Source organism: Bordetella genomosp. 7 (genome assembly GCF_002261415.1).
Taxonomy (GTDB): Bacteria; Pseudomonadota; Gammaproteobacteria; order Burkholderiales; family Burkholderiaceae_B; genus Bordetella_A.
The window spans coordinates 1-10,018 of sequence record NZ_NEVI01000002.1 but is presented as its reverse complement, the minus strand read 5'-3'; the positions used below and the strand labels follow the sequence as shown (position 1 = coordinate 10,018).

The window sequence follows — 10,018 nt, the reverse complement described above, 5'->3', positions numbered from 1 at the left end:
AATAACTTGCTAACTGCCAAGCCCGACATCTTAGCACGATTTTTTCAGGCTGTGCAACAACGCGTATTCACATTGTGCCGCCCGACGCAACCAAGACACCGGCCCCGCCACCTGGAAAAACACACCCGGGCAACGAAGGAGCGAGACTATAGCACAGATACTCAGACCATGCAGAAAGGTGCGGCACGTATTTTTTCCGGGCGCCTAAAAAACGGGGCCATATTACCTGGCCGTGCCGTCTGCCCCCCACGCAGGGGGTCGCTACTTATAGCTGCAGTTCGGTGGTTTCTTTGATTTGCTGGAGCGCGAAGTAGGACTTCATATCCACCACCGCAGGGTGCCGCATGAGGGTGTCCATGGCAAAACTGGAAAAGTGGGCCAGATCGGCCACCTGCACGCGCAATAGATAGTCCATGTCGCCCGACATGGCGTAGCACTCGGTGACTTCGGGCCATCGCTGCACGTCGCGGGCGAACTCGACAATGGGGGCATGGCTGCCGCCCACGTGTTTGTCCAGGCGGATGGAGACGTAGGCCAATAGCCCCAGCCCCACTTTTTCGGCCTCGACCAGCGCCACATAGCGCTTGATATAGCCCTGCTCTTCCAGCCGGCGAACCCGACGCAGGCAGGGGCTGGGTGATAGGGAAACCCGCTCGGCCAGTTCCTGATTGGTAAGACGGCCATCGCGTTGCAGCTCGGCCAGTATCCGGCGATCTGTCCTGTCCAGGTCAGCTTGCGACATGTTTGGTCCCTTATGGTGTTTTTGCAGCAATATTATTGCCCTGATCTGGCTTTTTCGAAGCAGGTTTGCAATCAATTGCCCGGCCGGGCTGCCTACAATTTCGGCTTGGGAACTGAATCTTCAGGTTCAGGCGCATTCAGATCAGGAGAGAGACCATGAGCACCGACGCCTTCAAGCCGTGGGAGAACCCTATGGGCACCGCCGGTTTTGAGTTCATCGAATATGCGGCGCCCGACCCCGCCGCGCTGCGCAAGGTGTTCGAGACGCTGGGTTTCAAGGCCATTGCGCGACACCGCCATAAAGACGTCACCCTTTATCGCCAAGGTGGCGTGAACTTCCTTATCAACGCCGAACCGGACTCTTTTGCACAGCGCTTTGCCCGGCTGCATGGGCCGTCGATCTGCGCTATCGGCTTCCGTGTGCAGGACGCAGCACGCGCCTACAAGCGCGCGCTGGAACTGGGCGCCTGGGGGTTCGATTCGCACAGCGGGCCGATGGAACTGAATATCCCGGCTATCAAAGGGATAGGCGATTCGCTTATTTATCTGGTGGATCGCTGGCGCGGCAAGAACAACCACCGAGGCATCGGCGATATCAGCATCTATGATGTGGATTTCGAGCCGCTGGATCCCCAGACTGCAGAAAGCGATCTGACCCATTCGGGAGCCGGCCTGGCACTGGTGGACCACCTGACGCATAACGTGCACAAGGGCCGCATGGCGGAATGGTCGGAATTCTACGAGCGGCTGTTCAACTTCCGCGAGATCCGCTATTTCGACATCGAGGGCAAGGTGACCGGCGTGAAATCGAAAGCGATGACGTCGCCTTGCGGAAATATCCGCATTCCCATCAATGAGGAAGGCACGGAAGAAAAAGGCCAGATCCAGGAATACCTGGACCTGTACCGCGGCGAGGGCATCCAGCATATCGCGCTGGCGACCGACGACATTTACGCCACCGTGGAAGCGCTGCGGCGTAACGGCGTGACCTTTCTGGACACGCCCGACACGTACTACGAACTGCTGGAGCAACGCCTGCCCGGCCACGGCGAAGATGTGGCGCGCCTGCAGAAGAACCGCATCCTGCTCGACGGCGCCCCGGGCGGCGGATTGCTGTTGCAGATTTTCACCGAGAACCAGATCGGGCCGATTTTCTTTGAGATTATCCAGCGCAAGGGCAACGAAGGCTTTGGCGAAGGCAACTTCAAGGCCTTGTTCGAATCGATCGAGCTAGACCAGATGAGGCGCGGCGTGGTGCGGGCGGTAGAGTAACGCCCACCTGGCGGCTCGGGCTCATTGCGCGCAGGGCGGGGCCTGTTTCAGGTACGCGATCAGGTCTGCGCGCTCGCCGGCATCGGCGATGCCGGCATATCCCATCGAAGTGCCGGGCACCGCGGCCATCGGATTCTTCAGAAACACGTCCAGGGTCTGTTCGTTCCAGATGATCCCGGACTGTTTCATGGCCTGGGAATAAGAATAACCGGGCACGCTGCCTGCACGTCGCCCCAACAGCCCACAGTGACGCGGCCCGGTGCGGTTATAGGCAAGCGCATGGCAGGCCAGGCAGCGCCCGTAGATTTCCTCACCGCGACGGGCGTCACCCACCCCTGCCGGGGCATCGGCCGCCACGGCCATGCTGGCTACGGCCAGTGTGGCCGCCAGCATGGCCGGCCAGGCGGTTGCAAAGCCGCAGGACGCATTCATGACATGAAGGCCACAGGAACGGGCTCTTCGCCCAACGCATGCCGAAGAACCGCCCAGTGCATGGCCTCGTCGCCCAGGATGCTGGCCGCCGCCTTGGCCAGATCGCGGTTGTCGAATACGGGGACGGCGCCCAGATAGGCGCTGACAGCGCCCTTTTCCAGCGTTGCGGCGAATCGCAGCACATCGGCCTGGCTCTTGAGCGAACTGGTGGGGAACGTGTAATGAGCCTGTTCCGCCACCGGCTTGCCCCCCAGCGCCTTGACGGTTTTTGACAGCAGTTCGGCGTGGGCACGATGATGCCCCTGAAACGTCAGGGCAAGATCGAGCACCGGCTTTTGCAGCAATTTGCTTTCCGCCCCCAGCTGGTAGGCGGCGACCGCTTCCAGCTCGGCCGCCAGCGCCGTATTGAGGATGCGTACATCGGATTCCTGGGCCTGGGCACCCTTTGCCAACGCCGTGCGCCCGGACAGCAGCGCAATCGCGGCACCGGACAACACCAGCCCGCCTTGTTGCAGGAACGCACGTCGAGCAGGTGCGCGCGCGACCGTCCCTATCGCGAGAAACGACATGATGAACCCCCAGTAGTAAGAAAAGTCAGCCGTCGTGCCCGGCGGCGTCCAGCCGCTTCATGACAGCGGCTACGATGCGATCACAACGATCGCCTGCAAAAGAGAAGGCGGCGTCCAGGCCCGCGACCACCTCGCGCTGCAATGCCTTGCGCAGCAGGGCGCGGGCCCTGAAATACCGCGTGCGCACGGTAGCGTCGGGGATACCCAGGCAGCCGGATATCTCTTCGACGGACATTTCTTCGATGGCCCGCAACACGAATACCTGCCGGAACGCATCCGGAAGCTCGTCGATCTTGGCCTCTAGCAGCCTGCGGGTTTGAGCCTGCAATACGTGGTGCTCGGGACGCGATCCGTTGGCGGCGTCTTGCATGATGTGCTCCGGCAGATCGGGGCCGGTGAGTGGCCGGTCGACGAGCGGGACCAGGCGCAGCCGACGCTCGCGCTTGCGCAGACGCTGCCTGCACTCGTTGACGGCGATGCGCACGAGCCAAGTCTGCAGAGACGCATCGCCCCTGAATGTGCCGATGACCCGATACGCCTTGATATACGCTTCTTGTACGGCGTCTTCCGCGTCGTTGTCGTTACGCAAGATGCTGCGCGCCGTGCGGTAAAGCGTCTGGTTGCAGCGCCGCATCAGGTCCTGCAGCGCCTGGCTGTCGCCGCGCGCAATGCGGTGGGCGAGCTCGGCGTCGGACAGCGCCGCGCCGATGGGCTTGAGCAAGGTCGATGGCATATCTGCGGCTCCTGCCTCGCGATTATTCGAGGATATGCCGCATTAGATGCCGCCGCGGCACGCTCCGTTCCCGGCCGCCTCGCCGCGGATCAACGCTTCAGTCGGTCGTGGAACTGCTTGCGGAACTTGGCCACCTTGGGCGCGATGACGAACTGGCAATAGCCTTGTTCGGGATGCTGCGCAAAATAGTTGCGGTGGTAGTCTTCGGCGGGCCAGAAAGTGGCCGGTTCGCGCAAGTGTGTGACCAGGGGCGCGTCGTAAACATGCTGCGCTTCGATTTCGGCCATGACCGCGCGCGCCTCGTCGCGCTGGGTGTCGTTCTGCCAGAAAATAGCGGACTCGTATTGCGGCCCCACATCATTGCCCTGGCGACCCGGCGTGGTGGGGTCGTGGGTGGCAAAAAAGACGCGCAGCAGATCGCTGTAGGACAGCTGTGCGGGGTCGAACTCGACACGCGCCACTTCGACATGGCCAGTCTGTTTGCCACACACTTGTTCGTAGGTGGGGTGGTCGACATGCCCGCCGCAATAGCCCGGCTGCACGCTGATGACGCCGCGCAGATCCTGCAGGACGGCCTCGACGCACCAAAAACAACCGCCGCCCAGCACGGCAACCTGGGAAGAACCTGGGGAAGTCTGCTCGCGCATATGTGCTCCTTGGCATGGCGGCAGGCCGGATGGCCGCCCGCAATGACTAGTTTTCAGCCTTGGCAGGCGCCAGGGAAAGGATCCATAGGGCCAGCTGCCGTGCTTCTTGGTCGCTGACCTGCGCCTGCGCCGGCATGGGCACCACGCCCCATGCACCGCGCCCGCCGCCGCGGATCTTTTCTGCCAGGTACCCGACCATGGCCTCGCCCTGCCCCGCGTAGCGTTCTGCGACGCTTTGCAGCGGCGGCCCCACCCGCTTGCTGTCGACCTGGTGGCAAGCCATACAGGCCTTTTGTTGCGCCAGCGCCAGGCCGCCTTCAGTACTTTGGGCGGCAGCCGCCCCCATCCACAAACCCATGGCGGCCCCTGCCGCCAACCTAATCTTCAAATGCATCGGTCACTGCCCCACGACTTGCGGTGCCGGCAAGCTTGCCGAATTTGGCCAGCACGCCACGCGTATATCGCGGCCGGGGCTGTACCCAGGCCTTGCGACGCTCCGCTATCTCATCGTCAGAAATATTCAACTGCAGCAGCAGTTGGTGAGCGTCGATGGTAACCGAATCGCCCTCTCGGATCAGGGCAATGGGCCCGCCGACATATGCCTCGGGCGCCACATGGCCCACCACCATGCCCCAGGTGCCGCCCGAAAACCGCCCATCGGTGATCAGGCCGACGCTTTCGCCCAGCCCCTGCCCCACCAGGGCCGACGTGGGGGCCAGCATTTCGCGCATGCCGGGGCCGCCCTTGGGGCCTTCGTAGCGGATGACCACGACGTCGCCCGCCTTGATGCGCTTGTCCATGATGGCGGCCATGGCATCGTCTTCGGAATCGAACACGCGCGCCGGCCCGGTAATAACGGGGTTCTTCAGGCCGGTGATTTTCGCCACGCATCCTTCGGGCGCCAGGTTGCCCTTGAGGATCGCCAGGTGGCCCTGAGGGTAGATGGCCTTTGAAATGGGCCGTATGACGTCCTGGCCTGCGGGCGGCTCGGAAGGGACGTCAGCCAGCGTTTCGGCAATGGTCTTGCCCGTAATGGTGGGACAGTGGCCGTGCAACAGGCCCGCATCGAGCAATAGTTTCATGACTTGCGGAATGCCCCCGGCACGATGCAGGTCGGTGGCGACGTAACGGCCCGACGGCTTGAGGTCGCAGATGACCGGCACGCGGCGCCGGATGCGTTCGAAGTCGTCGATTGTCCATTCGACCTCTGCGGCATGGGCGATGGCCAGGAAATGCAGTACTGCATTGGTGGAACCGCCGGTGGCCATGATGACCGCCACCGCATTTTCGATGGATTCGCGCGTGATGATGTCGCGCGGCCGCACACCCCGCCGCACGGCGTCGACCAGCACGCGCGCCGATTCGGCTGCCGATGCCACCTTCTCGTCGTCTTCGTTGGCCATGGTGCTGGAATACGGCAGGCTCATGCCCATGGCCTCGAATGCGGAACTCATGGTGTTGGCCGTATACATGCCGCCGCATGACCCCGAGCCGGGAATGGCGCATTTTTCGATCTGCTTGAAATCTTCTTGCGGCATGCGGCCCATGGTGAACTCGCCGACGGCTTCGAACACCGAAACGATGGTGAGATCCTGCCCGCGGTAGCGTCCGGGCTTGATGGTGCCGCCGTAGACATAGATGCCCGGCACGTTCATGCGGGCCAGCGCGATCATGCCGCCGGGCATGTTCTTGTCGCAGCCGCCTATGACGACCACGCCGTCCATCCACTGCCCCTGCACGGCGGTTTCGATACAGTCGGCAATGACTTCGCGGGACACAAGCGAATACTTCATGCCTTCGGTGCCCATCGACATGCCATCGGAAATGGTGGGCGTGCCGAATACTTGCGGGTTGGCGCGCGATGCGCGCACAGCCTGGATCGCCGCGTCGGCCAGCCGTTGCAGGCCGCTGTTGCAGGGGGTGATCGTGGAATGGCCGTTGGCAACGCCGATCATGGGATTGTCGAAGTCGGCTTCCTGGTAGCCCAGCGCGTAATACATGGCGCGGTTGGGCGCACGGGCCACACCATGGGTGATATGACGTGAGCGCTCGTTATCGGGCATGCTTGTCTCCGGAAATGTTGCCGGCCTGCTGTGTGGCCGGCATGCTTTAGGACGGCACCTTCGCCGGTTATTATCGACCCAATCTTTTACTGCGTGGCGGAATATGCTGCTTCATCCCCAATTCGACCCCATTGCCCTACGTATAGGCCCCGTGGCCATTCATTGGTACGGGCTCATGTACCTGCTGGGGTTCGCCCTGGTCTACTTGCTGGGGCGCATGCGCCTGGTTCGCGGCCACACCCCCGCACTGCAGCCGCGCGACCTGGAAGACCTGATCTTCTATAGCGTGCTGGGCGTCGTGCTGGGCGGCCGGCTGGGGTACGTGCTGTTCTACAAGCCGGCGTACTACCTTGCCCACCCCCTGGAAGTGCTGTATCTGTGGGAAGGCGGCATGTCGTTCCACGGAGGCCTGATCGGCGTGATCGTGGTGATGCTGTTGTACGCGCGCAAGAAGCAGCTGTCGTTTTTCACGATCAGCGACTTTATCGCGCCGCTGATCCCGCTGGGGCTGGGCGCGGGACGGCTGGGCAACTTCATTAATGGCGAATTGTGGGGCCGCCCCACGGATGCGCCTTGGGGCATGGTGTTTCCGCAGGCCGGCGACACAGTGCCGCGCCACCCTTCGCAACTGTACGAGCTCGGCCTGGAAGGCATCGTGCTGTTTGTGCTGCTGTGGTGGTTTTCGGCCCGGCCTCGCCCGGCGGGCCAGGTGAGCGGCCTGTTCTTGATAGGCTACGGGGCGTTCCGATTCCTGGTGGAATTCACGCGAGAGCCGGACGGATTCCTGGGCCTGCTGGCCGGCGGCATGAGCATGGGACAGTGGCTGTCCCTGCCCATGGTGCTGGCCGGCGTGGTTTTGTTCGGGCTCAGTGCAAGGCAACCGTCCCGTTGACCGAGATGCTGACGGTGACCTTGCCCGCCTCGAGCGGCACGTCGGCCGATTCCGCTGCCGCGCTCTTGGCCATCATCTGCGCGCCCATGGGGCGCGGCACGGGTACGGGCGAGCCGCCGCCGCTCAGTTCGAGCTGTCGAACCTGATAGCCGCTGAAACCGAATGCCGTGGCCGCGGCCAGAGCGCGATCGCGGAAAGCCTGAGCCGCCTGGCCCAGCAATTTGCGTTCTTCGGCGTCGCGAGCCTCGCGCGACAGGACGAAACTGATGTGGCTGATGGCGGTTTTGTCGGAAAGCTTGGAAGCCAATGCCGACGCCGCCGCGAAGTCCTTGGATTCGAGAATGATCTCGCCGCGGGCTCGCCAGTTCTGGATTTTGCCTTTTTCGTTGGTGTTGGGCCAGATGCTGTAGCCGCCCGAGCTGACTGCGACGTCTTTTGTGCCCTGGGCACGCTTGACCGCTTCGTCCAGCGCAGCCGTGAGCGCCTTGCCGGCCGCAGACTGCGTGGCGGCCTCGAGTTCCGCGGCCAGCGTAATGCGCACCGTGTCCTGTTGGACTTCGGACGCGGCCGACGCCTGCAGAGTGAGTTCCGGGGCGCGCGCCGCAGCATCGTCGGGCTGTGCGTGTTGCTGCGCATACGCCGGTTGGGCCGCGGCGAGGGCCAGGGCCGTGCAGCACGCAGCCGCAAGCCGGTTCAATGAAAGCACGGGACGGGAGCGCATCATGGCGAGCCTGTATTGAGATGAAGGGGGGAAGGAGACATCCGGCGCGGACCTGCGTGCAGCAGGCCCGCCGGAAGAAATGCCCCACCTGTGCCGTCTAGGCCGGCATCTCGAACCGTTGGGTTCAAGGTGGTCGCGTTCCGTTGAGCGTCGGGTTCATCTACGAAGAGACAAGCGCTCCAGCTCACCATTCACGCAACCAATATGCCGTAAGACATAGGTTCAGAGAATGTATGGCCAAGTCACGAACACGGCAGGGACAAACTGAAAAAAAACTGCGTGATACCGACACGCCGGGGGCTTGCGCCCTACAACAATTTTTCCTGGCCTGACAATGCGTCGTCAAGCAGAGAGTTCATGTCCTCGATTCTACGCTTGAAGTCGCCCACCGCCAAACCCCCCAGGGGACCATCGGGCGCAGCCTTCATGGCGAGCAACTCACCGGCGATCTGCAACGCCGCCATGACGGCGATACGCTCGTTGCTGGATACCTTGCCGGAGCCCTGGATGCGCATCATGAGTTGATCGACATGGCGCACGGCGGCCAACAGCGCAGGTTTTTCGTCGGTAGCGCAGGCGAGGGAGTAATCCCGCCCCAGGATAGTGACATCGACGCGTTCCATCAGGCTTGGTCTCCGGTGGGCGCGCCCGGCAGGCGGGCCAATACGGTATCGATGCGCTCGCGGGCGGCGGAAGCGGCTACACGCAGCCGTTGCAATTCGGTATCGCGCGCGCCGAGATCGCCCAGCAGCTCGGCTTCGCGCGCATTGCCGCGTGCTTCGAGTTCCTGGCGTTCGGCGATCGCACGCGCAAGCTGTTCGCGCAGGTCGGCCTCTGTTTGACGGGCTTCGGCGAGCATGGATTCGACGGTGCCGTCGTGCTCTTGCAGGCGTGCCTGCATGGCCTGTATTTCGGCGTCGCGCTCGGCGCAGCGCTGTTCGAGCGCGCGCTGGCCGGATTCGCTTTGGCTCAGGCGGACACGCAACGCGTCGCGCTCGGCATGTAGTTGCCGCGTGCGTTGCACCAGTTGCCCGATCCGGGCGGCGAGTTGGTCGAGGTCTTGCAACATGGGCGCTATCGTAAACCATTCTGCGCGCCTGCCGGTCGGCTGCACGCAACGTGAGAAACACGGCAATATTCGGTAGAACTTACCGAACCATCGTGCCGGCTATCCGCAAGAATAAAACGCCGCGCACCCGCGTGGCGGCTTTCGTGCGTCTTTCTAATAACTTTCAATCAGCTTTCATTCTGGGCCGATCCAGGCGCAGGGTTACAACTTAGACGCCCGTTCTAGGGAAAACCCCATCCGCCCCGCCGATGAGTCGGGTTTGCAGGCCCACCCCCCTTCGCTACCATGCGCGCTGCCTAAAAACGGCACCTCCTGTCATAACTAGTGGCACGTTGCAGTGCCCTTTTGCGCGGGTCCGATGCGGGCCCGCTTTAACTCACATGCTGTACATAGGAGTAGACCATGCAGCTACGCAATCGGCAGGATTTCTGGTCGGGGGTGATGTTCGTCGCCCTGGGCCTGGGATTCGCCTGGAAGGCGGCGAGCTACCAGATGGGCACCGCCGCCCGGATGGGCCCCGGCTATTTCCCGTTCTGGCTGGGCATCTGCCTGGCCGTGCTGGGCGCAGTGGTCGCGCTGAGCGCGCTTTCCTCGAAAGCCACCGAAACGACCGTCGAGCGCTTCGACTTCAAGATCCTGTTCATCATCATCGGCTCCGTCGTGCTGTTCGGCCTGTTGCTGCGCCCCCTGGGCCTGTACCTGTCGATCTTCCTGCTGGTGGCAGGCAGCAGCATCGCCAGCTTCGAGTTCAACTGGCGCGTCGCAGTGGTCAACGCCATTTTCCTGGTGGTCTTCTGCTGGCTGGCATTCGTCAAGGGCCTGGGGCTGATCTTCCCGCTGTGGCCGACGTTTCTGGGCATGAATTAAAACCACGGGGAA

Annotated in this window: 13 protein-coding genes and 1 other RNA gene; 3 read left to right on the top strand and 11 right to left on the bottom strand. The window is 62.8% G+C overall.

Annotation, left to right across the window (positions count from 1 at the left end; all coding sequences use genetic code 11):
* Positions 1-265: 265 nt before the first annotated feature.
* Positions 266-742 carry an Lrp/AsnC family transcriptional regulator gene (locus tag CAL18_RS01935; protein ID WP_026639915.1) on the bottom strand — a complete coding sequence of 159 codons (477 nt, stop codon included), beginning with the start codon at positions 740-742 and terminating at the stop codon, positions 266-268.
* Positions 743-897: 155 nt separating this feature from the next.
* Between CAL18_RS01935 and hppD the strand changes: the two genes are divergently transcribed.
* Positions 898-2,013, top strand: coding sequence for a 4-hydroxyphenylpyruvate dioxygenase (gene hppD / locus CAL18_RS01930; protein ID WP_026639916.1), 1,116 nt, complete (start codon positions 898-900; stop codon positions 2,011-2,013).
* A gap of 21 nt (positions 2,014-2,034) precedes the next feature.
* On the opposite strand, the gene CAL18_RS01925 is transcribed toward hppD, so the two are convergent.
* The 6 genes from CAL18_RS01925 to ilvD form a co-directional block, all read right to left on the bottom strand.
* Positions 2,035-2,376: a c-type cytochrome gene (locus CAL18_RS01925; RefSeq protein ID WP_094795925.1), complete on the bottom strand. Its 342-nt coding sequence runs from the start codon at positions 2,374-2,376 to the stop codon at positions 2,035-2,037.
* A 65-nt stretch (positions 2,377-2,441) separates the two neighbouring features.
* Complete coding sequence (locus CAL18_RS01920) at positions 2,442-3,014, bottom strand: ferritin-like domain-containing protein (RefSeq protein WP_026639918.1); 573 nt, start codon at positions 3,012-3,014, stop codon at positions 2,442-2,444.
* A 25-nt stretch (positions 3,015-3,039) separates the two neighbouring features.
* Entirely contained in the window at positions 3,040-3,747 is a 708-nt protein-coding gene (locus CAL18_RS01915; protein ID WP_051423784.1) for an RNA polymerase sigma factor, read from the bottom strand.
* Between the two features lie 89 nt (positions 3,748-3,836).
* The gene (gene msrA / locus CAL18_RS01910) at positions 3,837-4,394 is read right to left on the bottom strand and encodes a peptide-methionine (S)-S-oxide reductase MsrA (RefSeq protein ID WP_026639920.1); all 558 of its coding nucleotides are present in this window, start codon (positions 4,392-4,394) and stop codon (positions 3,837-3,839) included.
* A gap of 46 nt (positions 4,395-4,440) precedes the next feature.
* Positions 4,441-4,788: a c-type cytochrome gene (locus CAL18_RS01905; protein ID WP_026639921.1), complete on the bottom strand. Its 348-nt coding sequence runs from the start codon at positions 4,786-4,788 to the stop codon at positions 4,441-4,443.
* Positions 4,772-6,457, bottom strand: a complete 1,686-nt coding sequence (gene ilvD / locus CAL18_RS01900; protein ID WP_026639922.1) for a dihydroxy-acid dehydratase — start codon at positions 6,455-6,457, stop codon at positions 4,772-4,774. Before ilvD ends, CAL18_RS01905 begins: the two co-directional genes overlap by 17 nt.
* A gap of 103 nt (positions 6,458-6,560) precedes the next feature.
* Between ilvD and lgt the strand changes: the two genes are divergently transcribed.
* Positions 6,561-7,349 carry a prolipoprotein diacylglyceryl transferase gene (lgt, locus tag CAL18_RS01895; RefSeq protein WP_026639923.1) on the top strand — a complete coding sequence of 263 codons (789 nt, stop codon included), beginning with the start codon at positions 6,561-6,563 and terminating at the stop codon, positions 7,347-7,349.
* Here lgt and CAL18_RS01890 read toward each other — a convergent pair.
* From CAL18_RS01890 to CAL18_RS01875, 4 genes are all read right to left on the bottom strand, one after another.
* Positions 7,324-8,070 (bottom strand): SIMPL domain-containing protein, encoded by a 747-nt coding sequence (locus CAL18_RS01890; RefSeq protein WP_170940275.1) that lies wholly within the window; start codon positions 8,068-8,070, stop codon positions 7,324-7,326. The two genes, lgt and CAL18_RS01890, sit on opposite strands and share 26 nt — an antisense overlap.
* Positions 8,071-8,147: 77 nt before the next feature.
* Positions 8,148-8,333: non-coding RNA, 6S RNA (gene ssrS / locus CAL18_RS01885), on the bottom strand.
* Positions 8,334-8,378: 45 nt separating this feature from the next.
* On the bottom strand, positions 8,379-8,693 hold the full coding sequence (locus tag CAL18_RS01880; RefSeq protein ID WP_026639925.1) for a cell division protein ZapA: 315 nt from the start codon (positions 8,691-8,693) through the stop codon (positions 8,379-8,381).
* Positions 8,693-9,139, bottom strand: coding sequence for a hypothetical protein (locus CAL18_RS01875; protein ID WP_026639926.1), 447 nt, complete (start codon positions 9,137-9,139; stop codon positions 8,693-8,695). Before CAL18_RS01875 ends, CAL18_RS01880 begins: the two co-directional genes overlap by 1 nt.
* A gap of 402 nt (positions 9,140-9,541) precedes the next feature.
* On the opposite strand from CAL18_RS01875, the gene CAL18_RS01870 reads away from it, so the two are divergent.
* Positions 9,542-10,006 (top strand): tripartite tricarboxylate transporter TctB family protein, encoded by a 465-nt coding sequence (locus tag CAL18_RS01870; protein WP_094795897.1) that lies wholly within the window; start codon positions 9,542-9,544, stop codon positions 10,004-10,006.
* Positions 10,007-10,018: the final 12 nt, after the last annotated feature.